The organism is uncultured Roseobacter sp. (assembly GCF_947499265.1).
Lineage (GTDB): Bacteria > Pseudomonadota > Alphaproteobacteria > Rhodobacterales > Rhodobacteraceae > Roseobacter.
In genome coordinates this window covers 507241-531579 of the sequence record NZ_CANMNK010000001.1, presented here as the reverse complement: position 1 = coordinate 531579, position 24339 = coordinate 507241, and the positions used below count along the sequence as shown (strand labels likewise).

Below are 24339 nucleotides of genomic sequence, written 5' to 3'. Positions count from 1 at the left end.
CCGGATATTCACCTCAAAACAGACCCCGGAGATGGAGAGGATAGATGCCCAAGTTCATTGCATTAGAGACTGATATCGCGCGTCATTGGCAAAATGGCGGCAAAGATGTTCATGGTCAGATACCCGACCGCAAGATCTCGGATGGCAAGGGCACACCCTGCCGACACTGCCTGAAAGACGTCCCTGAGGGGGAGGAAATGCTGATCCTCGCGCACCGGCCCTTTGAGGGTGTGCATGCCTATGCCGAAACGGGCCCCATCTTCCTGTGTGCAAACCCCTGCCCCCGTGGCGGCGACACCGATGCATTGCCGCCGATCCTGACGACCTCTCCTGATTATTTGGTCAAAGGCTATTCAGCGGATGAGCGCATTGTCTACGGCACCGGCGAGGTCGTCGCGACCCAAGACATCCAAGCCAAAGTTGCTAGTGTTTTCCAAAACCCCGACGTCGCCTTCATCCATGTCCGCTCCGCCCGCAACAACTGCTATCAGGCGCGGATCGAACGCGATTGACCAATTGCTGCGGCATGGGCTTGCTCCACGCCTGCGCTTTGGTCATAACAGCACCGCAGAGCCAAAGGACACGCCCATCATGCAGCAACCGCCCGAGACCAAGATTGTTGAGAGTTTCCGCATCGCCTGTGACGGCGGCGAAGGCGCTTTGGGCCATCCACGAGTCTGGCTGCAGATCCCAAGGGACATTGGATGGGTCGAATGCGGCTATTGCGACTGCAAATACATCCACAAGGATTTTGAAAGTAAGGTCTAGGTCTCGCCCCATTTCCGCCCTCATGTCGCTGTAGCAGAAGAAAACCACAGTGGATTTGACGGAAGAAAACAGGCATGACGGCTGAACCAGCACCCCAACCTCTACATGCGCCTTTCGCACTGGCTGGCATTGGACTGGCCGCGCTCGCGATGGCAATCGCACTGATCCACACTTTCGCGGGTCCTTTTGCACCAACGCAAAGCATTGAGGTTTCGATTGGCGAGATCGCTGCCGGTATTCGCGACTCTGCACAACGCGCCTTGCTGGGTCAGGAACAACCGGCACCGGTCACCCGCGCGTGGGACATTGACCGCATTCTTAGGGCGGTCGCCCCAACGATGGGCGTTTTCGCAATTGTCGTGGCGCTTGTTGGCATGATCCGCAAAGAACCGACCAAGCTGGTTCTGTGTGGCGTCGCCTTCGGTGCAATGGCTGTGATGATACAGGTTCTGCTCTACGCCGTTCTGCTGATCGCGGGCGTGGTGCTTTTGATCGGCATCATGCAAAATCTGGACTCCATTCTCGGCTGATCGGCGCGGGCAACCGGATCAGGTTCTGGACTTCACGTCGCGCGCACGCCATGAACGGTGTAGCGCGACAAGGGGATCACAGACATGGCATTTGGCAAAGGGCATCATCTACATCTGATCGACGGGTCGGCCTTTATCTTTCGGGCCTACCACGCGCTGCCCCCGCTCACGCGGAAATCGGACGGATTGCCGATTGGCGCAGTCTCGGGCTTCTGCAACATGGTCTGGAAGATGCTGGAGGAAACCAAGGGCGACGATGCGCCCACCCACGTGGCAGTGATTTTCGACAAGGGCAGCCATACGTTCCGCAACGAAATGTACGACCAGTACAAGGCCAACCGCGAAGCGATGCCCGAAGACCTGCGCCCGCAGATCCCTCTGACCCGCCGCGCTACGGTCGCCTTCAACATCGCCTGCGAGGAGAAGGAAGGCTACGAGGCCGACGACATTATCGCGACGCTGGCGGTGCAGGCCCGTGCGGCAGGTGGGCGCTGCACGATCATCAGTTCCGACAAGGACCTGATGCAACTGGTCGGTGACGGCGTCGAAATGCTGGACGCGATGAAGAACAGGCGCATCGACCGGGATGGCGTGTTTGAGAAATTCGGCGTTTACCCCGAGCGCGTTGTCGATGTGCAGGCCCTGGCGGGCGATTCCGTGGACAACGTCCCCGGCGCGCCTGGCATCGGAATCAAGACTGCCGCCCTGCTGATCAATGAATACGGCGATCTGGACGCGCTCTTGGAGCGCGCAGGCGAGATCAAACAACCCAAACGCCGCGAAACGCTGATCAACCACGCCGACCAGATCAGATTGTCCCGCAAACTGGTGTTGCTGGACGAAGAGACCCCACTGGATTTCACGCTGGATGATCTGGAAGTGCGCACGCCGGACCCCGATCAGCTGATGCCCTTTCTGGCGGAAATGGAGTTTCGCACGCTGACAAAACGGATTGCAGATCAGCTCGGCGTCGAAGCGCCGGAGATCGGCGATACGCCCGCCGCGGCACCCGATGCGCCGGAGGTCGAAGACATACCGTTTGACCGGGCGGGATATAGCAAGGTCGGCACCGCCGAAGAGCTGCAGGCCTGGATCGATCGGATCTATGAACGTGGCTATGTGGCCGTGGACACAGAAACCACAGGTCTGAACGAAATGACCGCTGATCTGGTGGGCATTTCCCTCTGCGTCGAAGCCGGGCAGGCCTGCTATGTCCCCCTGATCCACAAAGCCAATCAGGGCGATGGTCTCTTCGGGTCCGACGATTTGGCCGAAGGTCAGGTGCCGGTCACCCAGGCTCTGGAGATGCTGAAACCTGTGCTTGAGGATGCGTCAATCCTCAAGATCGGGCAGAACATGAAATACGATGCCAAGATTTTCGCGCAGATGGGCATTGATGTTTCGCCCATAGACGACACGATGCTGATGTCCTACGCGATGCACGGCGGCCTGCACAATCATGGGATGGACACGCTGTCCGACCGTTATCTGGGGCATACGCCGATCCCGATCAAACCGCTCTTGGGCTCGGGCAAATCCGCGATCACCTTCGACAAGGTGCCGCTGGAGGACGCGGTGCCCTATGCCGCCGAAGACGCCGATATCACCCTGCGTCTCTGGCAGCAGTTCAAACCGTCGCTGCACCGCGCGCAGGTCACTCGGGTCTACGAAACGCTCGAACGCCCGATGGTGCCGGTTTTGGCGCAGATGGAACGCACCGGCATCAAAGTAGACCGTGATACGTTGAGCCGCATGTCCAACGCCTTCAGCCAGAGCATGGCGGGGTTGGAAGCGGAAATTCATGAGCTGGCGGGGCGCAGTTTTAATGTGGGCAGCCCCAAGCAGCTTGGCGAAATCCTCTTTGACGAGATGGGGATTGAGGGCGGGAAAAAGGGCAAGACCGGGGCCTATGCCACCGGGGCCGATGTGCTCGAAGACCTCGCGACCGAACATGAATTGCCCGCCCGCGTTCTGGATTGGCGACAGCTATCGAAGCTGAAATCGACCTATACCGACGCGTTGCAGGATCATATCAATCCTGACACGGGCCGCGTGCACACGTCCTATTCGATTGCGGGGGCGTCTACCGGGCGTCTGGCTTCGACCGATCCGAACCTGCAAAACATCCCGATCCGCACCGAAGAAGGCCGCCGCATCCGCGAGGCTTTTGTCGCCGAAGAGGGCAAGACGCTGGTGGCGCTCGATTACAGCCAGATCGAACTGCGCATCCTCGCCCACATCGCCGATATCGAGGCGCTGAAGGAGGCTTTCCAGCGCGGTGACGACATCCATGCCATGACTGCCTCGGAGATGTTCGACGTGCCGATGGAGGAGATGACACCCGAAATCCGCCGCCGCGCCAAGGCCATCAACTTCGGCGTGATCTACGGCATCTCGGGCTTTGGCCTCGCGCGCAATCTGCGCATCCCGCGTAGTGAGGCGCAGGGCTTCATCGACCGCTATTTCGAACGTTTCCCCGGCATTCGCACCTATATGGATGACACCAAGGCTTTTGCGAAAGAACATGGCTATGTCCAAACGCTCTTTGGCCGCCGCATCCACACGCCCAACATCGGCGCCAAGGGCCCGCACGCCGGGTTTGCCGCCCGCGCCGCGATCAACGCGCCCATTCAGGGCACGGCGGCGGATGTGATCCGGCGCGCCATGGTGCGGATGCCCGACGCCATTGCCGATCTGCCTGCGAAAATGCTGCTACAGGTGCACGACGAACTGCTCTTTGAGGTCGAAGAGGGTGCGCAGGATGACCTGATCGCGGCGGCGAAGGCTGTGATGGAAGCGGCCCCGGACCCGGTGGTCAAACTGGATGTTACGCTAAGCGTCGATGCCGGTCAGGGGCCTAACTGGGCCGTCGCGCACTAGCCCGCGAACAGCGGTTTACCGGATTACGCCTCGGCACGGACCAGTTTGGCGACGATCCGCCGTGCGATCGGTGAAACCAGCAGCAAGGTGGGAAAGGCAACAGACCAGCTTGGCAGCCAATTGGTGATCCACAGCATCAAAAACCCGTCGATCAGACCAGCTGTGCGGAACGTGGCAATCCCTGACACCATGAACGACATCAACCCCGACAGGATGAACCCGAATACAAAATGCTGGTACTTTGCTGGAATCATCTCACGCCCCCAGTTTCAACCCGCCGAACATAGGATGCCGCAACCGGGATTACATGCGCGTCAACGCACATTAGAACCGCAGTTTTTGTGGAACTCAGCCGCGCAGCGCACGCAACCACGCCAGGCTCTCTTCGGTCTGGGGGCCGGGCGTGTATTCAGCACTGACCCAACCGGCGTAGTTGTCCGCAATCAGATGTTCAAAAAGACTTTCGAAATCAACGCTCCCCGTCCCCGGTGTCGTTCTGCCCGGCGCATCGCCGATCTGAACATGGCGCACCCAGGGTTTGTGCGTCTGATAGACCTTCACCGCATCGCCGTGGATGGATTGCGCATGAAAGCTATCGAATTGCAGTGCGATATTGGGCAATGACAGCTCTTGCAGGATGTCCACGGCCAAACCGTAATCGTTCAGAAAATATCCGGGCATGCTCTCGGCGTTGAGCGGCTCCAGCATCAAGGTCAGGCCCTGTGGCAGCTCACCAGATGCCCACCGCAGATTTCCAATCAGGGTCTGACGCGCCTCGGCGCCCTCCGCCACACCGCACATCACATGCAGCATGGGCACGCGCAACGCCTCGCAATAGCGCAAAGCACGGCGCAAATCGTAGCGAAACCGGCCCTCCAGCCCGGGAACAGCGGCGAACCCGCGCTTTCCGCCGGTGTAATTTGGCGGCGGTGCGTTGATCAGAACCAGCGGCAGGCCGCATCTGAGCAAAGCACGCTGCGTGTCCTTGGCTGGTATGTCATAGGGGAAAAGCACCTCCACCCCGTCGAACCCGGCCTCTGCCGCGGCGTCGAAACGATCCAGATAGGGCAGCTCTTGCCACAGGTGACTGAGATTGGCGGCGAGTTTGAGCATCTGACCTCTGCGCGTAATTTCGCGAAAGCCTAAGGCTCAGAAGCTTTCCACCCAAGGGCGCAGTGTAATTTCACTGCTCCAGGCCGAGCGGTGCTGATCGATCAGTTGCAGATAGGCCACGGCGAGCGCTTCTGGGTCCAACATCCGATCCGATCCATCGTTTTCCCGCCCGAGAGTGGCAATTGCGCCATCGATATTGACCCAGGCGACGTGAATGCCCTGCGGATGCAATTCCCGTGCCATGGATTGCGCCAACCCGCGCTGTGCGAACTTTCCCATGGCAAAGGGCGCGGAGTTGGCAAAGCCTTTGACCCCTGCCGAGGCGCCCGTGAAGAGAATTGTGCCCTTGGTCTCGCCCGCGTTCTGCGCCATCCGGATGGCCGCTTGCTGACCCAGCAGGAATGCTCCGAAGGCCGTTACCTCCATGGCGTTGCGCACCGCCTCGGGGTCCAGTTCGGTCACACTGCCCCGCACCCGCGCTGATGGATTGTAGATGGCGACCCGCAATTCACTCGGTAAAGCCTCAAAAACAGCCGCCATCTGGGCTGGATCGCTGCCATCAAGCGACACGGTCTTTGCTTTGGTTTCTGCCGCGAGATCAGAAAGCTTGGCCGTATTCCGCGCGCCCAGCACCAAATCATATCCCTTTGCCGCCAACTGCCGCGCCAGAGATGCCGACACCCCGCTGCCGGCGCCAACAATCACCGCTGTTCCCTTGCTCATGATCTATCCCTTTCGTGAGTCACCCGCAGATAGTAATCCCCTTTCGGACAGGGCAAAGCCACGTCACCGCACAAGGGCTGTGCGCCACCCCTTATGGCAGCTCGGCGCTTGGGATGATTTGGAAAAAACTCCCCTTGGACCAGATGCCAAACCAGCCATCGTGGTGCTGACCCAGATCCACCAGACGGTAGAAACTCTTTCTGTCGATCAGCGCTTCGAGGTTTGCACGCACCAGTACATAGGGCGATGGCTCACCGGTATCCGCATCACGCACCACGCGGATTGGCAGATCGGCACTGGCAGTGGCACTGTCGCCCACCTGGGTCGTGAATGTCAGGATCTGGTCGACACCCTCGCCCGCCACCTCGAAGTCCACAGCGACAAAGGGGGCGTCGTCTACGGTAATGCCAACCTTCTCAACCGGGGTGACAAGGAAGTACTTCTCGCCCTCTTTCTTGAGAATCGATGAAAATAATTTAACCAATCCGGGCCGCCCAATTGGCGTGCCCTGGTAAAACCACGTGCCATCCCGGGCGATGCGCATGCCCAGATCACCGCAAAAAGGCGGATTCCAAAGGTGCACGGGCGGCAATCCGCGTGTTTTTGCAGCAGTTAATGATGCAGCAAGACTTTCTGCCGACGGTGTCACGGTTTTTTGTCCACTCATTGCTTTTGCCATTTCCCATGCGCACGTTAGAGTTACATCAAGCATATAATCCATCGGAGCACGTTGTCATGAGTGAAGCAGAAGACCTGGTCGCGGAAATCGAGGCGCTGGAAGACAAGCTTGCCGAAGCGCGCACATCGATCACCAAGCGGTTCATTGGTCAGGAGCGTGTCGTAGAGCTGACGCTCACGGCTCTGTTGTGCGGTGGCCACGGGCTGTTGATCGGGTTGCCCGGACTGGGCAAAACCCGGCTGGTTGAGACGCTTTCCACGGTCATGGGGCTGCATGGAAACCGCATTCAGTTCACGCCCGACCTTATGCCAGCCGACATTCTGGGCTCGGAGGTGCTTGATACCGCAGCAGACGGCAGCCGCGCTTTCCGTTTCATTCAGGGCCCGATTTTCTGCCAGTTGCTGATGGCGGATGAGATCAACCGCGCCAGCCCGCGGACGCAATCGGCACTCTTGCAGGCGATGCAGGAGAAAACAGTCACTGTTGCAGGTGAGAATCGCAGCCTTGGCATGCCGTTTCACGTGCTCGCAACGCAAAACCCGATTGAGCAGGAAGGCACCTACCCGCTGCCCGAAGCGCAGCTTGACCGCTTTCTTGTCCAGATTGATGTGGCCTATCCGGACCGTGACACAGAACGGGATATTCTCCTGGCCACGACGGGCGAGTCAGAGGCCGCGTCGACAGAAGTCTTTACCGCTGCCGAACTGATCGCCGCACAGCAGTTGCTGCGCCGCATGCCGGTGGGCGACAGTGTTGTGGAAATGATCCTTGATCTTGTGCGCGCCTTCCGCCCCGAAGAGGAAGGCGCATCGCAGCAAGTGCGCGAAACCGTCGCCTGGGGCCCTGGTCCGCGCGCGGCGCAAGCGCTGATGCTGACCGTGCGGGCGCGGGCGTTGCTGGAAGGGCGGCTTGCCCCGTCAGCCGAGGACGTTCTCGATATGGCACGCCCGGTTCTGAGCCACCGAATGGCGCTCAACTTTGCGGCACGGGCGCGGGGCGACAGTCTTGCGGGGCTCATTGAGTCCACCGCTGCCGATCTTGCTGGAGCGAAGGCCGCCGCGTGACCTCACCCGCCCCTCTCCAAATGTCGTCCCAGCCTACGGCGCTTCGGGCAAAGGCCGAAGAGCAGGCGGCCTCGCTGCCCGCGCTGTTGGCGCGCGCCGAACATCTCGCGGGTGCAGTGCTGTTGGGCGATCATGGTCGCCGCCGCGCCGGGTTGGGGGACGACTTCTGGCAATATCGGCCTGCGCAAGTGGGTGACAGCCGCCGTCTGATCGATCACCGCCGTTCCGCGCGCGGAGATCAGGAATTCGTGCGTGAACGCGAATGGCAGATTGCGCAATCGGTGATGCTCTGGGTCGATCAGGGGGCATCGATGCGGTTTTCCAGCGACGATGCCTTGCCGCATAAGGCCGACCGCGCGCGCCTGCTCGGGCTTGCCGTGGCAATCCTGCTGGTGCGCGGCGGTGAACGTGTGGGCCTGACGGGCACGACATTGCCCCCCCGGCGCGGCAATGCCCAGGTTCTCAGGCTGGCCGAAAGTTTCACCACGGATGCCGTGGAGGACTACGCGCCCCCCGAGCACCGGGCGATGATCCCCTCTGCCCGCGCACTGTTCATCTCGGATTTCATGGGGGACATCGAAGAGGTCAAGCTGGCGCTGACAAAGGCCGCAGATCGCGGTGTGCGCGGTGTTCTGATGCATGTCCTCGACCCCTCCGAAGAGGTATTCCCGTTCCGCGGACGCACCATTTTTGAAAGCGTCGGCGGCAGCCTTCGGCATGAAACGCTCAAGGCCAACGAGCTCAAAACCCGCTATCTCGCGCGGCTTGCGGAGCGCAAAGAGGAATTGCAAAAGATCTGTACCGTGACCGGGTGGCAATACGGGCTGCACCACACGGGTGCATCGGCGCAATCGGCACTGCTGTGGCTCTACCGTGCACTTGATACCGGAGGTGTGCGATGACCGTTCTGGGCGGCATCGGGTTCACCGCCCCCTGGTTGCTGATGGCGTTGCTGGCGCTGCCTATCCTTTGGCTGATCCTGCGCGCCGTGCCCCCCGCCCCGATCCGCAGGCGCTTTCCCGGCGTTGCGCTGCTCCTCGGTCTCAAGGATGACGAAAGCGTTTCTGATCGCACGCCCTGGTGGCTCTTGTTACTGCGCATGTTGGCGGTGGCGGCGATCATTCTCGGCCTCGCCGGTCCTGTCCTGAACCCCAATGAAGGTCAGGCGCAGGGCAGCGGCCCGTTGCTGATCGTGCTGGATGGCAGCTGGGCCGGTGCGACCCGATGGTCAGAGCAGGAAGACGCAATTGCGGCCCAGCTGACCCGCGCCAGCCGCGCAGGCCGCACCGTTGCCTTCCTGGATATGGCGCGCCCGCAAGCCCCTGTTTTCCAAACCGCTGACGCCTGGCGCAGCAGGTTACCCGGGTTCAGGCCAGCCCCCTGGCAGCCGGATGCGGCGCGGTCCGCGCAAGCGGTATCCTTCGCGGAGACACTGGACGGGTTTGACACCCTCTGGTTCAGCGATGGTCTCGATTATCCCGGGCGCGAAGATGTGCTCGCCGCATTTGAAGCCAAGGGCGCGGTGGAGGTTTATCAAACCGCCGCGAACGTACTCGCGCTGCGGCCTGCCGGGTTCGAGGACGGCGCGGTTCAGATCACCGCAGTACGCGCGGCAGGCGGGCCGGAGCGTGAAGTCATCGTGCAGGCCCAGGGACGTGATCCCGCAGGCAATGCCAGTATTCTCGCCACTGCCACTGCGGTCTTCGAAGAGGACGCGACAAGCGCGGATACCGCACTCTCGCTACCCTCGGAATTGCGCGCGCGGATCACACGTTTTGACCTGCAAGGCCAGCGGTCCGCGGGCGCCACCACGCTCGCCGATGACGGATTACGACGCCGCGAGGTTGCGCTGATCGCCGGACGTGAAAGCCGAGAGGGATTACAGCTGCTGTCGCCCCTGCACTACATCGAACAGGCGCTTGCGCCAAATGCCGATCTGATCCGTGGATCGATCACCGACATCCTGCCCGCCAATCCGGATGTGATCATTCTGGCCGATATTGCGACCCTGTCCCCTTCGGAAGCGGAGGGGCTTGGCGCCTGGGTCGATGAAGGCGGCATGCTGGTGCGGTTTGCGGGCCCGCGTGTGGCGGCCAGCGATGTGAGCCGGATTGACGAGGACCCGATGATGCCCGTGCGCTTGCGCACCGGGGGCCGCACGGTGGGCGGTGCGATGAGCTGGGGCGCGCCCAAGGCGCTGGCGCCGTTCCGCGAAACCTCCCCGTTCTTTGGGCTGGCCATTCCGGATGATGTGCAAATCACGTCACAGGTGATGGCGCAGCCCGACCCAACTCTGGCGGAACGGGTGATCGCGGAACTCACGGACGGCACCCCTCTGGTCACGCGCAAATCCCGCGAGCAGGGGCAAATCGTGCTCTTTCACATCACCGCCACCGCGGATTGGTCGACGCTGCCGCTGTCGGGTCTTTTCGTGCAGATGCTGGAGCGGCTGGCGATCTCCACCTCAGCCTCGCAACCCGATGCCAGCCAGCTCGAAGGGACCACCTGGACCCCGGAACAGGTCATGGACGGTTTCGGGTCCCTGCGCGATGCAGGTAACCTGCCCGGTGTCCCGGGGCCCGATCTGCTGAACGCACCGCCCGGCCCCAATATGCAGCCTGGCATCTATGCCTCCGGCGACCGGCGTTTGGCCCGCAACGTCATTACCGCGGACAGCGTTCTGACGCCGGTCACCTGGCCCGCGCGCATCCCGATCAAAGGGTTTGCCGTGCCGCCGGAGCAACCCGTTGCCGGGTGGCTTCTGAGCCTTGCGATCCTGCTGCTGCTGGCGGATGTTGTCGCATCACTGTCCCTGTCCGGACGACTGCTGGGCAAGGTGAACCGCGCGGCAACGGTCGCTTTGGTCACTCTTTTGCCCCTTGGACTGCCGCAACATGTCAAAGCCCAATCCACCGATGCCGATGCCTTTGCCCTGAATGCAACGGCGGAACTGGCACTGGCGTTTGTGATGACCGGCAACACCCGCGTGGATGATATGTCGGACGCGGGGCTGCGCGGTCTCTCGGACACGCTTTTCTTCCGCACCTCGGTGGAGCCTGCCGAACCCGTCGGCGTTGATCTGGAAACCGATGAACTTGCGTTTTTCCCGGTGCTCTACTGGCCGATCACCCCTGATCAGCCCCGCCCGTCGTCAGAGGCCTATGCCAGGCTTAACGCCTATCTGCGATCCGGTGGGTTGATCCTTTTCGACACGCGCGACGCCGATATCGCGCGCTTTGGCGCCGCCAGCCCGAACGGGCGCAAGCTGCAGGACCTTGCAGCGCCGCTCGACATTCCGCCGTTGGAGCCGCTGCCGTCGGATCACGTGCTGACCCGCACCTTCTACCTGCTGCAGGATTTCCCCGGTCGCCACACCAGCCGCGACGTCTGGGTCGAAGCCGCCCCGCCCGATGCGGAGCAGGTGGAGGGCATGCCCTTCCGCAACCTCAATGACGGTGTGACGCCAGTGGTCATCGGCGGCAACGACTGGGCCGCGGCCTGGGCCGTTGCAGCCTCGGGCGCGCCCATGGTGCCCATTGGGCGCGGCTTTACTGGCGAGCGTCAACGTGAGCTTGCCTTCCGCTTCGGGGTCAATCTGGTGATGCATGTGCTGACCGGTAATTACAAATCTGATCAGGTGCATGTGCCTGCCTTGCTCGACAGGTTGGGCCAATGACCGGCAGCATCATATTTGACCCGCTCATCCCCTGGAGCCTTGTCGCGGCGGTTGCCGTCATTGCCACCATTGGCGTGATATTGGCCGCGGTGCGGGGGCTCAACGGCTGGGCACTGCGGGCGCTGGCCGCGATGGTCATCCTCGGCGCGTTGACAGGCCCTTCTTACCAGCAGGAAGATCGCGCACCGCTGACCGATATCGTGATGTTGCTGGAAGACGAAAGCGCCAGTCAGGCACTCTCGGACAGGCCGGAACAGACAAAATCCGCCGCAGATCGCCTTGCCGCACAGATCGCCGCCCGCCCGAATACTGAAGTGCGCCGGATTATGGTGCCCGATGGCGAGGGGGACGCGGGCACGCAGCTGATGACAAAGCTTTCCAGCGCCTTGGCCGAAGAGCCCCGTGCCCGGATCGCAGGAATTCTCGCCTTCAGCGATGGGCAGGTTCATGACGCCGACCTGCCGGTTGATCTGCCCGCCCCGATGCATCTGTTGCTGACTGGAAAATCCACCGACTGGGACCGCCGCCTGAGCATTCGAAACGCCCCCGCTTTTGCCATCATCGGCGAGCCGGTCACCCTGACACTGCGGATTGAGGACATGGGCGCGGCACCGGAAAGCACCGGGCTGGCGCCGCTGGAAATCTCCGTGGATGGTGACACGCCGCAACGCTTTGAGGTGCCCCTGGGCCAGGACATCGAACTGCCTGTGACCTTGCCGCACGGCGGGCGCAACGTGATCCAATTCACCGTGCCTGTGGCACCAGGCGAATTGACCGATCGCAACAACACCGCCCTGATCCAGATGAATGGTGTGCGCGACCGCCTGCGCGTGTTGCTGGTCAGCGGCGAGCCGCATCCCGGGGGACGTACCTGGCGCAATCTGCTGAAATCCGACAGCTCGGTTGATCTGGTGCATTTCACCATCCTGCGCCCCCCTGAAAAGCAGGATGGCGTCCCGGTCAGCGAACTCAGCCTCATCGCTTTTCCGACGCGGGAACTGTTTCTGGAAAAGATCGATGATTTCGACCTGATCATCTTTGATCGCTATAAGCGACGTGGGATCCTGCCCGCGCTCTATCTTGACAATGTGGCCAATTACATCCGGCAAGGCGGCGCTGTTCTGGTGGCGGCCGGTGCCGATTTTGCCGGTGCCGATAGCATCTATCGCTCACCGCTGGGCACGGTGCTACCTGCTTCGCCTACTGCGCGCGTGCTCGATGAACCCTACCTGCCGGCCATCACTGATCTGGGCAAGCGGCACCCGGTTACCACCGAGCTGCCAGGCAATGGCGACTGGGGGCGTTGGCTGCGCCAGATTGATATCGCGCAAGCGCGCGGCAACGTCGTGATGTCCGGTGTGAATGAACGCCCCTTGCTTATCTTGGATCGGGTGGATCAGGGCCGTGTCGCCTTGCTGGCCTCCGATCACGCGTGGCTGTGGAATCGCGGCTATGAGGGCGGTGGGCCGCAATTGGAACTGCTGCGCAGGCTGGCGCACTGGATGATGAAAGAGCCCGAGCTCGAAGAGGAATCGCTGACCGCAGAAGCCACAGGGCAGACCATGCGGATCAAGCGCCGCACGCTCGAAGACACCGTACCGCCGCTAACGATCACTGACCCCTCGGGCAATGAGACGGAATTGTCGCTCACGGAGACCAGCCCCGGCGTTTTTGAGGGTATTTTTGAGGGACCCGAAATCGGCCTCTATCGGCTGGCCAATGGAGACCAGAACGCCGTGATCGGACTGGGGCCTGCTGCGCCGCGCGAGTTCGAACAGACCATTGCGACCGGGGATGTCATGGCGCCAGTGCTCGAAGACCTGCGCGGCGGTGTTGTCCGCATCGAAGAAGGCCTGCCACGCCTGCGCAATATCCGCGTTGGCAGGCCTGCCGCCGGGCGCGGGTGGATCGGCCTGACCCCACGCGATGCGTTTGAAACCCGCGATGTACGTCAGACCGGTCTTTTGCCCGGCTGGCTTGTCCTGTTGTTATCCGCCGCTTTGATCACCGCGGCGTGGTTGCGTGAGGGCCGCCGCTGATCCGCTGACCATCGGGCTCAACGCCCGCTCGGCCCTGACGTCTGAGTTAAACAGATATTCACCCTGCGCATGCCAATCTATGCAAAAGGATTGGAAATGCCGGTGGTCGGATGAGTCTTGCCAACAAATTGGCAGAAGAACGGCGTGGCAGATTGGCCGCAGAACGCCTGCTTGAACTCAAGCAGGCGGAGCTTTTTGCCGCCAACAGAAAACTTGGCGAACACGCCAAGCAGCTCTCGCATGAAATCGTCGAAACCCGTGCCGAAGTGGCCACGGTCCGGAATGAAAACCAGCGCGTCAAATCCGACCTTTCCGCCGCCCATGAAAAGATCGAGTTGGTCGAACGACGGCTGTGGCACTCGATCGAAACCATCAATGACGGCTTTGCGTTCTTCACGCCGGGTCTGGAAATGATCATGGCGAACCGGTCATATCTGGCCGTTTTCGACAAGCTTGAAGAGATCAAACCAGGGGTGAATTACGTCACCATCCTGCAGGTGCTGACGGATGAGGGCATCGTCAACATCGGCGATATGAAACCCGCCGACTGGCGCCAGAATATGATCGAACGGGTGCAGAGCCCGGAACCGGAACCGGTGGTCATTCGCCTGTGGAATGGCGAATACATCAAGATGATCGACCAACGGGGGCCGGATGGCGACATCATCTCGCTGGGGCTCAACATCACCGAAACCGTTGAATATGAGAAGAAGCTGAAGGCCGCCCGCAAGAGTGCGGAGGCTGCGAACCGGGCAAAATCGGCATTCCTCGCCAATATGAGCCACGAGATTCGGACGCCGATGAACGGCGTTGTCGGCATGGCGGATGTACTGGTCGACACGCCCCTGACCGAAGAACAACGGCTTTATGTCGACACGATCAAGAACTCGGGCGAGGCGCTGTTGGTCATCATCAACGACGTGCTCGACTACTCCAAGATCGAAGCGGAACGTCTGCAGCTTCATCCGGAACCCTTCGATCTTGAGCAATCGATCCTTGAAATCATTATGCTGCTGCAGTCCTCGGCCCGCGATAAGGGCCTGATGCTGGCGCTCGACTATGACATGTTCCTGCCCTCGCGCTTCATCGGCGATCCGGGCCGGTTGCGGCAGATTCTGACCAACCTGATGGGCAATGCCGTGAAGTTCACGCAGCAGGGCCATGTCATCGTGAAAGTGCGGGGTGCGCTGGACGATACGAGCAAGAAATATACGCTCAGCGTCACCGTGGAAGACACCGGCATCGGCATTCCGGAAGATATGATCGATCATGTCTTTGGCCAGTTCAACCAGGTGGAAAATGAGCGAAATCGTCAGTTCGATGGCACCGGGCTTGGCCTGTCGATCACAAAACACCTGATCAACATGATGGGCGGTAAAATCTGGCTGACCTCAGAGGAGGGTGTAGGCTCGTGCTTTGGCTTTGAGGTTACCTTTGAAGGTGCCGAGGAGGTCAAGCCTGACACTCCGGCGCTGCCACCATCGCTGCGGCATGTGATGGTGGTCGATGATTTTGAACCCAACCTGCACATTCTGAGCCAACAGATCGAAGCGCTCGGATTGAAGGTAACCTCATGCCCGGATGCCGCCAGCGCGCTGGCCCTGCTGGACCGCAGCGTGGACATCGTGCTGGTCGACCACATCATGCCCGATATGAACGGGTTGGAGTTCGCCGAAACCGCGCGCAAGGCGGGGCACGAAATGCCGATGGTCCTGCTCAGTTCCAATGTCGGGCATGCGCAGGCCGATCCGGGGAAAGACGCCGTCAATTCCATTGCGCCGCGCCCGTTTCCACGTCGCGAAATACTGCAATGGCTGTCCTCAGCTGAAGTGGAAGAGGTTGAAGACAACCCCGATCAACTGCCCGAGTTGGACGTACCGACATTTTCCCATAAGCGTGGCAAGGCGGCTGATCCCCCTCTTGAAGTGGTCAAAACGGCCGCCGAAAAACCCGCTCTTGAAGAGATTGAAACGCCGCAAACCGGTCCACGACGCATGCGGGTTCTGGCGGCAGAAGACAACAAAACCAATCAGCTGGTCTTGCGCAAAATGCTCAAGGACTTTGATGTTGATCTGAAGTTTGCAAATGACGGGCTGGAAGCTGTGGAGGCCCACAAATCTTTCGTGCCGGACCTTATCTTCATGGATATCTCGATGCCGCGAATGGACGGCAAAGAGGCTACGCAAACCATTCGCAAAGCAGAAGAAGGCACCGGTGATCACGTGCCGATCATCGCCTTGACCGCCCACGCCATGCAGGGAGACAGCAAGGAAATACTCGCGGTTGGTCTCGATCATTACATGTCCAAGCCCGTGCGCAAGGCGGAGATGCACACACACATCATGGCTTATTGTCCGGCGGATGCGGTCAATCCGCGCCCCGAACTGCCGGATCAGGCTGTTGGATAGGGTCTGACAAAGACAGGATTGTCTACAACGGATAAATCTGCGCGATACTGATATCCCTCGTGGTCGAAATCTTGCAAATCCTCAGGTGAAGTCAGCCTGTTTTGAACGATATGGCGTGCCATGGCACCGCGGGCTTTCTTTGCGAAAAAGCTGACGGTTTTTGGCCGCTTCCCATCACCTTTATCCTCCATGAAGGCGGGCGTGATGACGCGCAGTTTCAGGGCATTTGGCGCGACCGCACCAAAATATTCCTGGCTGGCGCAGTTCACCAGCGTATCGGTATCGACCACTTTCGCCTGCGCGTTCAGCGCCTTGGACAAGCCGTCGCGCCAATACTCATAGAGGGTCTTACCCCGCCGCGTCTTCAACCGGCTGCCCATTTCCAGGCGATACGGTTGAATGGCGTCCAGAGGTTTCAGCAACCCATAAAGGCCCGACAAAATCCGCAAATGCTCCTGCGCCCAGGCCAGATCGTCCTCATCCAGACTGTCTGCCTGCAGCCCCTGATACGTGTCTCCGGCAAAAGCCAGCGCGGCCGGGCGTGTAACCTCAGTCTCAGGCGCATCCTCAAAAGCGGCAAAACGATCGCGGTTGAGCCGGGCAAGATCATCCGACAAATCCATCAAACGCCGCAGATTTCCCAAGGTGAGATTGCGCGCGGTTTTGGCCAGTCTGACCGCATCTTCCTGAAAAACCGGTTCGGTTGTCTGAACGCCCCGTTCTGCCCAATCCAAACGCTTGGCCGGCGAAATTACCACCAACATACCTATCTCCCCCATCTTGCCTGTCCTGCGCGCGGCGCCCTTGCGCGATGACTTAGCTCGCCTCCCGCAACACGTCCAGAAAAGCGGGGCCAAATCGTTCCGCCCGCCTGTCTCCCAGCAATCGCTCCAGCGCAGAAGGGTCGGCGTTACGCATCTGTGCCACCTTCGCCAGCAGCGAAGCCGAACAACTCAACGGTTTCTCGACGCCATCCGCACCGCGGGTCAAATCCGCCTGCACCGCCAGCAGCCGGTCGTAAACGGTGCCCGCTTCGCGCCCCGCCAGTTTACGCCGTGTCGGGTGCATTTGCTGCGCCTCACCGACGATCACTTCGAGAAAGGCCGCGCCATAGCGCTCTAGTTTCTTTGCCCCAACCCCGCCGATGCGCGCCATGTCATCCAAGGATTGCGGTCGCGTTTCCGCCATTTCGATCAGCGTGCGATCATTGAAAATCACATAAGCGGGGGCTTTTGCCGCTTCGGCGAAGGCCCGGCGCTTGGCTTTAAGCGCAGACAATAGCGGGGCATCTTCCTCTGAGACCATGGCTTTGACCGCCGGACGCCGGGTTGAGGCGGCGGCACGAATGCTATCACGTCTCAGCTCAATTGAGGTCTCATCCCGCAAAAGCGGCAGCGCCGCGTCCGTCATCCGCAACGCGCCATGGCGTTCCGGATCCGGACGCACCAGATCATGTCCCATCATTTGACGGAAAATCGCCTGCCACTGCCGCCGGTCATATTCTGTGCCAACGCCATAGGTTGGCAGGGTCTGGTGACCACGCTGGCGCACTTTATCCGTCTCATTTCCGGTGAGAATATCGATCAGATGCCCAGCGCCAAACCATTCATCCGTGCGTAAAATGGCAGACAGCGCTTTGCGCACCGCCGTGGTACCATCAAACACATCTGCAGGGCGGTCGCACAGATCACAATTGCCACAAGAGACATCGGTTTCGTCAAAATACTGCAACAGGGTACGACGTCGACATTTCAGCGCTTCCGCCAAACCCAAGAGCGCGTTCAGCCGCCCGTGATCGGCCGCACGTCGTTCGGGCGATGCCAGCCCCTCGTCGATCTGCGACCGGCGCAAACGAATATCTTCCGGGCCAAACAAAGTCAGCGTTTCAGCCGGAGCGCCATCGCGCCCTGCGCGCCCAATTTCCTGGTAGTAAGCCTCGATCGATTTGGGCAGGTCCGCATGGGCGACCCAGCGAATGTCCGGTTTATCGACGCCCATGCCAAAAGCCACGGTGGCCACTACGATCAGCCCGTCTTCGCGCTGAAACCGGGTCTCGGCGATGCGGCGGTCTTCGGCTTCCATGCCGCCGTGGTAATGCAGTGTTGTATGCCCCGCTTCGCGCAGGGCGGCTGCCAGGCTTTCCGTCTTGGCACGTGTGCCGCAATAGACGATCCCCGATTGCCCTTTGCGCGCTGCCGCAAAGTCCAGAATTTGCCGCCGCGGTCCATCCTTGGCGGCAAAGGCCAGATGAATGTTGGGTCGGTCGAACCCGCGCAGGAAAGCACGGGGTGCCACACCGTCGAACAACTTTTCGACAATCTCTGCTTGCGTTTCGGCGTCCGCAGTCGCGGTAAAGGCCGCCAATGGGACGTTCAAATCACGCCGCAGCGCACCAATGCGCAGGTAATCCGGTCGGAAATCATGCCCCCATTGGCTCACACAATGCGCTTCATCCACGGCAATCAGGGAGACCCCCGCACGGCGCAACAACCCAACCGCTGCACCCGCCGCCAAACGCTCTGGCGCCATGTACAACAGCTTGAGCCGACCCGCCTCCAACGCCTCAAATACCGCGTCCGTTTCCTCCGGCGTATTGCCCGAGGTCAGGGCGCCCGCGCTGACACCAGCTTCCTGCAGGGCGCGAACCTGATCGCGCATCAGGGCAATCAGCGGCGAGATCACCACCGTCACCCCATCCCGCATCAGGGCAGGTAATTGAAAGCAAAGGGATTTACCGCCACCGGTTGGCATGATGGCCAGCACGTTTTCGCCATCGGCAACAGCCTCGACAATCTCGCCCTGACCAGGACGAAAATCATCAAATCCAAAGACATCCTGTAACAGCCTGGCCGCGCCTGACATCCGAATTCCTTACGTCGGTTCTGCTCTTTTTTGCAGAGTCCCACACTAAGGAATCGTGAACAAGCCCTCAACCGACCGGCCATCGAAAAACTGCCGCCTCAGTTCGTGTTTCTGGCCGGGTCTCTTTTGGAAATCAGAGAAACAGACCGTAGTTGTTCACCAAGACAATCCGCAGAATCGCAACGCCCAACAAAACAGCCAGCGGTGCCAGATCGATGCCCCCCATATTGGGCAGAACCCGCCGAACCGGCGCATAAATTGGCTCCAGGATACGGTTCAGCCCGTACCAGATCTGCGCCACCAACTGCTGCCGCGTGTTCAACACCTGAAAATTGATCAACCAGCTCATGATCACATGGGCGATGATGAAGAACCACAGCACGTTCAGCAGCAGCATCAGGATTTCGAACAGCGATTGCATCGGCGGACCTCTCTTTGCGTCTGCCTCAAGTAAGCAAGCCGCCTAAAATAAGCAAGACCAACAGGCCGGTCATGGTTGACGCCGCTCAAAGCTTTGCTTGCCTGATCCGCGCCAGCCTGCTCTACCTGCCACCGAGAGCAGCGACACAGGCAGGCCAATGATCAGCGCGCGCAAACGCATCTGGGGGTGGTACTTCTTTGACTGGGCCAGCCAACCCTACAACACGCTGTTGCTGACCTTCATCTTTGGCCCGTATTTTGCCCAGACCGCGACCGCAGCTCTGGTCGCAGAGGGTATGGATGTGGCGGCGGCCAAAGCGCAGGCGCAGGCTTATTGGGGATATGGGCTGACAGCGGCAGGGATCAGCATTGCGATCCTCGCCCCCATTCTCGGTGCGGTCGCTGACAGCTCTGGCAAACGCTTGCCGTGGGTCTGGTTTTTCTCTGCCCTCTACGTGGTTGGCGCGGGCGGGCTGTGGTGGACCGCGCCCGACGATTTCTCCGTCATCTGGGCGCTGTTTTTCTTCGGTATCGGCCTTATTGGCATGGAGTTCACCACGATTTTCACCAATTCCTACCTGCCCGAATTGCACGATGACCCAAATGAGCGCGGACGCATCTCCGGCTCGGGCTGGGCCTTTGGCTATCTGGGCGGCGTGCTCGCGCTGATCCTGATGCTGGCGCTGTTTCAGGCGGGGGACACCGGGCGGACGATTGCAGGTCTGACGCCGCTTTTCGGGCTCAATGTCGAGACCGGCGCAGACACCCGCATTGTGGGGCCGCTCACGGCCCTCTGGTTTGCCGTCTTCATGATCCCCTTCTTTCTTTACACAAGGGACCGCGTAGACCCCAACGCCACGGTATTCAAACTGGGCGCGGGCGTGCGCGACCTTTGGCGCACGTTGAAAAACCTGCCGCAACACCCCTCGCTTCTCGCCTATCTCGGTTCATCGATGTTCTATCGCGACGCGCTCAACGGGCTCTACACCTTTGGCGGCATCTACGCGCTGGGGGTGCTGAACTGGTCGATCACGGAAATCGGTGTGTTCGGCATTCTCGCCGCCATCAGCGGGGCGTTTTTCTGCTGGGTCGGCGGGCGCATTGACCGCCGCATCGGTCCCAAACCCGTTATTGTGACCTGCTGTATCGCGCTGATCCTGACATCCGGCCTGATCATCTCGCTGACGCCAACATCGGTTCTGGGCGTCACCCTGTCTGAGGGATCTTCGCTGCCAGACATCATGTTCTATGTGGCAGGTGCGCTGATCGGGGCAGCAGGCGGTGTTCTGCAGGCGTCATCGCGCAACATGATGACCCATCAGGCAGATCCGCACCGGATGACCGAAGCCTTTGGTCTCTATGCACTTTCCGGCAAAGCCACATCTTTTTTAGCGCCTGCGCTCATCGCATTGGCCAGCGATATCAGCGGCAGCCAGCGCTTGGGCATTACACCTGTCGCGGGGCTGTTTATTCTTGGGCTGATCCTGTTAGCATGGGTCAAGCCAAAAGGGGATTTCCAAACATGAACCTGCGCAGATTTGTCACCATCGCCGTCCTTGCAACAGGTGTCGCGGCCTGCTCCGATGGCACACCGCAATCGCAGCAACAGGCCTCCGCCATTCTGCCAACCATCGGCACATCCGGGCACATTCAGGCCAACCAACCCGCCAAAAAGCTGTTTGGCGCGAAACAAGTCGCTTCCCCAGCAGCCTCTGCTGCATTTGGCAGCTACTCAAAGGGGTGTCTGGCAGGCTCTGCGCGTCTGCCTGAAACCGGCCCCACCTGGCAAGCCATGCGCCTGTCCCGCAACCGCAATTGGGCGCATCCTGAAACCGTGGACTATGTCCAGAAACTCAGCGCCAAGGCCGCACGGCAACCGGGGTGGAATGGTCTTTATGTCGGCGACCTGAGCCAACCGCGCGGTGGGCCCATGCTGTCGGGTCATGCCAGCCATCAGATCGGTCTGGATGCCGACATCTGGCTGCGTCCCGCAGATAACCTGACCCTGAGCAGAAGCGCGCGCGAGAACATCTCCTCCATCTCCATGCGCCGGAATGCCGGGGCCTTCGTGAACGACAACTGGACACCGGCACATCACGAAATCCTGAAGGCAGCCGCCTCAGACCCGCGCGTGGCCCGGATTTTTATCTTCCCGGGCGCAAAGGTGCAAATGTGCAATGACGCCAAGGGCGACCGCAGCTGGTTGCGCAAGATCAGGCCCTGGTATGGACACCACTACCATTTCCACGTGCGGCTGGCCTGCCCCGACGGGGCACAGGGATGTATAGATCAAAACCCACCGCCCCCCGGAGATGGGTGTGCGGATGCGCAGGCCTGGGTGAATAACATCCTGAACCCACCGCCGCCCGACCCCAACGCCCCCAAACCAAAACCAAAGCGTGAGATCCTGCTCGCGGACCTGCCCGCTCAATGCGCCGCAGTCTTGCAGTAGCTTTCATCGCGGCCCTTGGTGTCGCCCCGGTTCTGGCATTGCATCCGCCCCCTTCGGGCCCGGAGATTGCCGCGACGGATCAACTCGCCCAGCACAGCGCAACGCTGAATTGGGCACATGATGCCGATTGGTTTGGCGGGTTATCAGGGATCGAAGTGACCGCGGATGGGCAGACCTTCTATGCGGTCACGGATCGCGGCTACATCCTGCGCGGCACTCTCAAACGGGAAAATGGCGTTCTTTCGGGTGTTGAAATCGAAGACGCCCAACCTTTGGTGGATGACAAAGGACAAACGCGGGAATTCCCACATACCGATGCCGAAGGCCTGGCCCTGGATGCACAGGGCCGCCTGAATGTGTCGTTCGAGCATGTTCACCGTGTCTTGCGCTATGACACCTGGGAAAGCGACGCCGCGTGGCCGTCTTATACGCGGGCCTGGCGGTCGTTCTTCAACAATGCCGGGATGGAAATGGTTGCCGTCGATGCAGGCGGCACGCTCTACACCATTCCCGAGAAGGTCGCCGTGGGTGCCTATGAGGCGCTGGTCTATCGCCGTCTGCCGCAAAGCAAGTGGGATCAGCCGTTTACCTTGCCGCTTACGCCGGATTTTGCACCGGTCGGCGGCGATTTCGGTCCAGACGGAAAACTCTATCTTCTGGAGCGTGACTTCACCCCTTACGGGTTTCGCAGTCAGGTGCGCCGCATGACGGTGACGGAAGCGGGGATCGAAGACATTGAAATCATCCTGCAAACACCGCTGCGGCAGCATGGCAATGTCGAAGGGCTTGCGGTCTGGGCGGACAGCACCGGCAGCATCCGGCTCACCATGGTCAGTGACGATAACTTTCTGTTCCTCCTGCCCACCGATCTGATCGAATACGTGTTGAACGAATGACTTGCGCTGGCGTTCGTTAGGGCCTAAAGACCGCGCGTCTGGCCCCGTCAGACCAAGTGCCGCACCCTTGCCAAAACGGATATTCAAATGACACGCGCCCATCTTCCCGGCATTCTTGCCATGGCTGCCATCGTTGTAGCCTCCAACATTCTCGTGCAATTCCTCTATGGCCAATGGCTGACCTGGGGGGCTTTCACCTATCCGCTTGCCTTCCTGGTGACCGACGTGATGAACCGCGTCTATGGTGCCGCCGCCGCCCGCCGCGTTGTGCTGGTGGGGTTCGTTGTCGGGTTGATTTGCTCGCTGATCGGCACGCAGATCATGGGTGAGTTTGGCCCGCTGGTGACGCTGCGCATCGCTTTGGGCTCCGGCATCGCGTTTCTGACCGCACAATTGCTGGATGTCGCAATCTTTTCCGCACTGCGCGAAGGGCGCTGGTGGCGCGCGCCGCTGGCCTCCACCCTGATCGGCAGCACGATTGACACCGCCCTGTTTTTCACCATCGCCTTTTCCGCCAGCCTAGTGTTTCTTGAGCCGGCCAACGATGTCAGCTGGGCGGGCGAAGTGCTCCCTATCTTGGGCTTTGGTCCTGCCGCACCGCTTTGGGTGTCACTGGCGGTTGCCGACTGGGGCGTGAAACTGAGCCTTGCGCTCTTGGCGCTCATCCCCTTCCGTGTGATCACTGCCCGGCTGAGCCCCGCGCATTAACGAAAAAAAACTTGGTGATTTCCGAAACCTGTGCGACGATTCTTTCAACGTCAACAGATAGGTAAAGGAGGTGATCCAGTGTCAAGAAAGGTATTGGAGCGAGGTGTCGGAACAGCTTTGGAGGTCGCCTGCTGAGGCAGCCCTTGACGGGCAGACCACTTGAGTGGACATCGGTCTAACCGGTCCCCCTCCTGAAACCATTCGATTGGGCCACACTTCCGGGTGTGGCCCTTTTACGTTGCCGTGATCGGAGTGTATCATGACGCCCACACTTGGAAGCCTCATCCTCTACACCAGGAAAATCGACGCAATGGCGGCATTCTACGTCGATCATTTCGACTACTCGTGTCACGCGCTGCCCGACGACAGAATCGTGGAGTTGCGCCCAAAAGACAACGGCACAATTCTATTGTTGCACCCTGCAGCAAAGGGCGCGCGCCAAGGTCAGGCCGCTGTCAAACTAGTCTTCACCGTGGCAGATGTGCCTGCCTTTTGTGACGCCAGCGCCGCAAAAGGGCTGGTTTTTGGGAGCTTGCATCACGCAGACGGCTATGTTTTTGCCAATACCAAGGATCCGTCCGGCAATTCGGTCAGCGTGTCCGGTCGCTTGGCAAATGGGTAGGGAAAGCGCGTGCTGCAGATCAACAATGACATCAGCCTTCAGGATTGGGAGTTGACCGAAAGCTTCATGCGCGCCTCCGGCCCCGGCGGGCAGAACGTGAACAAGGTCTCCTCCGCCGTGGAATTGCGGTTCGAAGCAGCCCGTTCTCCTTCCCTGCCCGGTCCGGTGAAAACCCGTTTGAAACGGCTGGCGGGCCGACGATGGACGTCTGAGGGGGCTTTGGTCATCCAATGCGACGAAACCCGCAGCCAGGCCCGCAACCGGGTGATTGCTCGCGATCGGCTGGCCGAGTTGATCCGCAAGGCGCTTGTTCCGCCCAAACGCCGCATCGCCACCAAACCAACCTTGGGATCCAAAAAGCGCCGCCTCAAAGCCAAGAAGGTCCGCGGCGACGTCAAGGCACTGCGCGGCCGGGTCGATCCTGACACCTGACGCGTTTCACAAAAATCCAAGACATCGAACATCGCTTTTCATTTGAGACAAAGACGGATGGCAGCGC

Annotated in this window: 22 protein-coding genes; 15 read left to right on the top strand and 7 right to left on the bottom strand. The window is 60.4% G+C overall.

Features of this window, described 5'->3' with window-relative positions; all coding sequences use genetic code 11:
• Positions 1-44: 44 nt before the first annotated feature.
• From Q1A63_RS02605 to polA, 4 genes are all read left to right on the top strand, one after another.
• The gene (locus Q1A63_RS02605) at positions 45-512 is read left to right on the top strand and encodes a DUF1203 domain-containing protein (protein WP_298969020.1); all 468 of its coding nucleotides are present in this window, start codon (positions 45-47) and stop codon (positions 510-512) included.
• Positions 513-588: 76 nt separating this feature from the next.
• Positions 589-768: a zinc-finger domain-containing protein gene (locus Q1A63_RS02600; RefSeq protein ID WP_298969576.1), complete on the top strand. Its 180-nt coding sequence runs from the start codon at positions 589-591 to the stop codon at positions 766-768.
• 74 nt (positions 769-842) lie between these two features.
• Complete coding sequence (locus Q1A63_RS02595) at positions 843-1298, top strand: hypothetical protein (RefSeq protein ID WP_298969018.1); 456 nt, start codon at positions 843-845, stop codon at positions 1296-1298.
• 84 nt (positions 1299-1382) lie between these two features.
• Complete coding sequence (gene polA, locus Q1A63_RS02590; RefSeq protein ID WP_298969017.1) at positions 1383-4178, top strand: DNA polymerase I; 2796 nt, start codon at positions 1383-1385, stop codon at positions 4176-4178.
• Positions 4179-4201: 23 nt separating this feature from the next.
• On the opposite strand, the gene Q1A63_RS02585 is transcribed toward polA, so the two are convergent.
• From Q1A63_RS02585 to Q1A63_RS02570, 4 genes are all read right to left on the bottom strand, one after another.
• Positions 4202-4432 carry a DUF2798 domain-containing protein gene (locus tag Q1A63_RS02585; RefSeq protein ID WP_298969016.1) on the bottom strand — a complete coding sequence of 77 codons (231 nt, stop codon included), beginning with the start codon at positions 4430-4432 and terminating at the stop codon, positions 4202-4204.
• A 94-nt stretch (positions 4433-4526) separates the two neighbouring features.
• Positions 4527-5291 (bottom strand): TIM barrel protein, encoded by a 765-nt coding sequence (locus tag Q1A63_RS02580; protein ID WP_298969014.1) that lies wholly within the window; start codon positions 5289-5291, stop codon positions 4527-4529.
• 36 nt (positions 5292-5327) lie between these two features.
• Complete coding sequence (locus Q1A63_RS02575) at positions 5328-6014, bottom strand: SDR family NAD(P)-dependent oxidoreductase (protein WP_298969013.1); 687 nt, start codon at positions 6012-6014, stop codon at positions 5328-5330.
• Positions 6015-6105: 91 nt separating this feature from the next.
• Positions 6106-6681 carry a DUF1285 domain-containing protein gene (locus tag Q1A63_RS02570; protein ID WP_298969575.1) on the bottom strand — a complete coding sequence of 192 codons (576 nt, stop codon included), beginning with the start codon at positions 6679-6681 and terminating at the stop codon, positions 6106-6108.
• Positions 6682-6749: 68 nt separating this feature from the next.
• Here Q1A63_RS02570 and Q1A63_RS02565 point away from each other — a divergent pair, with 68 nt between their 5' ends.
• The 5 genes from Q1A63_RS02565 to Q1A63_RS02545 all read left to right on the top strand — a co-directional run bounded on the left by Q1A63_RS02565 (position 6750) and on the right by Q1A63_RS02545 (position 15880).
• Positions 6750-7757 carry a MoxR family ATPase gene (locus Q1A63_RS02565; protein WP_298969011.1) on the top strand — a complete coding sequence of 336 codons (1008 nt, stop codon included), beginning with the start codon at positions 6750-6752 and terminating at the stop codon, positions 7755-7757.
• A gap of 20 nt (positions 7758-7777) precedes the next feature.
• On the top strand, positions 7778-8659 hold the full coding sequence (locus tag Q1A63_RS02560) for a DUF58 domain-containing protein (RefSeq protein WP_298969009.1): 882 nt from the start codon (positions 7778-7780) through the stop codon (positions 8657-8659).
• A complete protein-coding gene (locus Q1A63_RS02555; RefSeq protein WP_299630548.1) occupies positions 8656-11433 on the top strand; it encodes a DUF4159 domain-containing protein in 2778 nt (925 codons plus the stop codon). Before Q1A63_RS02560 ends, Q1A63_RS02555 begins: the two co-directional genes overlap by 4 nt.
• The gene (locus tag Q1A63_RS02550; RefSeq protein WP_299630546.1) at positions 11430-13472 is read left to right on the top strand and encodes a hypothetical protein; all 2043 of its coding nucleotides are present in this window, start codon (positions 11430-11432) and stop codon (positions 13470-13472) included. Before Q1A63_RS02555 ends, Q1A63_RS02550 begins: the two co-directional genes overlap by 4 nt.
• Positions 13473-13582: 110 nt before the next feature.
• A complete protein-coding gene (locus Q1A63_RS02545) occupies positions 13583-15880 on the top strand; it encodes a response regulator (RefSeq protein WP_299630544.1) in 2298 nt (765 codons plus the stop codon).
• On the opposite strand, the gene yaaA is transcribed toward Q1A63_RS02545, so the two are convergent.
• From yaaA to Q1A63_RS02530, 3 genes are all read right to left on the bottom strand, one after another.
• On the bottom strand, positions 15865-16644 hold the full coding sequence (gene yaaA / locus Q1A63_RS02540) for a peroxide stress protein YaaA (protein ID WP_298969001.1): 780 nt from the start codon (positions 16642-16644) through the stop codon (positions 15865-15867). The genes Q1A63_RS02545 and yaaA overlap by 16 nt on opposite strands.
• Positions 16645-16696: 52 nt before the next feature.
• Positions 16697-18742, bottom strand: a complete 2046-nt coding sequence (gene recQ / locus Q1A63_RS02535) for a DNA helicase RecQ (protein WP_298968999.1) — start codon at positions 18740-18742, stop codon at positions 16697-16699.
• A 133-nt stretch (positions 18743-18875) separates the two neighbouring features.
• Complete coding sequence (locus Q1A63_RS02530) at positions 18876-19163, bottom strand: YggT family protein (protein ID WP_298968998.1); 288 nt, start codon at positions 19161-19163, stop codon at positions 18876-18878.
• A 97-nt stretch (positions 19164-19260) separates the two neighbouring features.
• Between Q1A63_RS02530 and Q1A63_RS02525 the strand changes: the two genes are divergently transcribed.
• The 6 genes from Q1A63_RS02525 (at position 19261) to arfB (ending at position 24272) form a co-directional block, all read left to right on the top strand.
• A complete protein-coding gene (locus Q1A63_RS02525; protein ID WP_298968996.1) occupies positions 19261-20688 on the top strand; it encodes an MFS transporter in 1428 nt (475 codons plus the stop codon).
• Complete coding sequence (gene mepA, locus Q1A63_RS02520) at positions 20685-21614, top strand: penicillin-insensitive murein endopeptidase (RefSeq protein WP_298968994.1); 930 nt, start codon at positions 20685-20687, stop codon at positions 21612-21614. Before Q1A63_RS02525 ends, mepA begins: the two co-directional genes overlap by 4 nt.
• Positions 21593-22510, top strand: coding sequence for an esterase-like activity of phytase family protein (locus tag Q1A63_RS02515; RefSeq protein WP_298968992.1), 918 nt, complete (start codon positions 21593-21595; stop codon positions 22508-22510). The genes mepA and Q1A63_RS02515 overlap by 22 nt, the downstream gene beginning before the upstream one ends.
• A gap of 87 nt (positions 22511-22597) precedes the next feature.
• A complete protein-coding gene (locus tag Q1A63_RS02510) occupies positions 22598-23218 on the top strand; it encodes a queuosine precursor transporter (protein ID WP_298968990.1) in 621 nt (206 codons plus the stop codon).
• A 259-nt stretch (positions 23219-23477) separates the two neighbouring features.
• Positions 23478-23840 (top strand): VOC family protein, encoded by a 363-nt coding sequence (locus tag Q1A63_RS02505; RefSeq protein WP_299630540.1) that lies wholly within the window; start codon positions 23478-23480, stop codon positions 23838-23840.
• Positions 23841-23849: 9 nt separating this feature from the next.
• Positions 23850-24272, top strand: coding sequence for an alternative ribosome rescue aminoacyl-tRNA hydrolase ArfB (gene arfB, locus Q1A63_RS02500; protein ID WP_298968987.1), 423 nt, complete (start codon positions 23850-23852; stop codon positions 24270-24272).
• The last annotated feature ends 67 nt before the right edge of the window (positions 24273-24339 follow it).

Coding starts and splice junctions, on each gene's coding strand:
- Q1A63_RS02595 (WP_298969018.1), top strand. CDS start 843: ATGACGGCTGAACCAGCACCCCAACCTCTACATGCGCCTTTCGCACTG.
- Q1A63_RS02550 (WP_299630546.1), top strand. CDS start 11,430: ATGACCGGCAGCATCATATTTGACCCGCTCATCCCCTGGAGCCTTGTC.
- Q1A63_RS02530 (WP_298968998.1), bottom strand. CDS start 19,163: ATGCAATCGCTGTTCGAAATCCTGATGCTGCTGCTGAACGTGCTGTGG.
- Q1A63_RS02515 (WP_298968992.1), top strand. CDS start 21,593: ATGCGCCGCAGTCTTGCAGTAGCTTTCATCGCGGCCCTTGGTGTCGCC.
- Q1A63_RS02575 (WP_298969013.1), bottom strand. CDS start 6,014: ATGAGCAAGGGAACAGCGGTGATTGTTGGCGCCGGCAGCGGGGTGTCG.
- Q1A63_RS02585 (WP_298969016.1), bottom strand. CDS start 4,432: ATGATTCCAGCAAAGTACCAGCATTTTGTATTCGGGTTCATCCTGTCG.
- polA (WP_298969017.1), top strand. CDS start 1,383: ATGGCATTTGGCAAAGGGCATCATCTACATCTGATCGACGGGTCGGCC.
- Q1A63_RS02510 (WP_298968990.1), top strand. CDS start 22,598: ATGACACGCGCCCATCTTCCCGGCATTCTTGCCATGGCTGCCATCGTT.
- Q1A63_RS02505 (WP_299630540.1), top strand. CDS start 23,478: ATGACGCCCACACTTGGAAGCCTCATCCTCTACACCAGGAAAATCGAC.
- mepA (WP_298968994.1), top strand. CDS start 20,685: ATGAACCTGCGCAGATTTGTCACCATCGCCGTCCTTGCAACAGGTGTC.
- Q1A63_RS02555 (WP_299630548.1), top strand. CDS start 8,656: ATGACCGTTCTGGGCGGCATCGGGTTCACCGCCCCCTGGTTGCTGATG.
- Q1A63_RS02580 (WP_298969014.1), bottom strand. CDS start 5,291: ATGCTCAAACTCGCCGCCAATCTCAGTCACCTGTGGCAAGAGCTGCCC.
- Q1A63_RS02570 (WP_298969575.1), bottom strand. CDS start 6,681: ATGAGTGGACAAAAAACCGTGACACCGTCGGCAGAAAGTCTTGCTGCA.
- Q1A63_RS02560 (WP_298969009.1), top strand. CDS start 7,778: ATGTCGTCCCAGCCTACGGCGCTTCGGGCAAAGGCCGAAGAGCAGGCG.
- Q1A63_RS02605 (WP_298969020.1), top strand. CDS start 45: ATGCCCAAGTTCATTGCATTAGAGACTGATATCGCGCGTCATTGGCAA.
- recQ (WP_298968999.1), bottom strand. CDS start 18,742: ATGTCAGGCGCGGCCAGGCTGTTACAGGATGTCTTTGGATTTGATGAT.
- Q1A63_RS02545 (WP_299630544.1), top strand. CDS start 13,583: ATGAGTCTTGCCAACAAATTGGCAGAAGAACGGCGTGGCAGATTGGCC.
- Q1A63_RS02565 (WP_298969011.1), top strand. CDS start 6,750: ATGAGTGAAGCAGAAGACCTGGTCGCGGAAATCGAGGCGCTGGAAGAC.
- yaaA (WP_298969001.1), bottom strand. CDS start 16,644: ATGTTGGTGGTAATTTCGCCGGCCAAGCGTTTGGATTGGGCAGAACGG.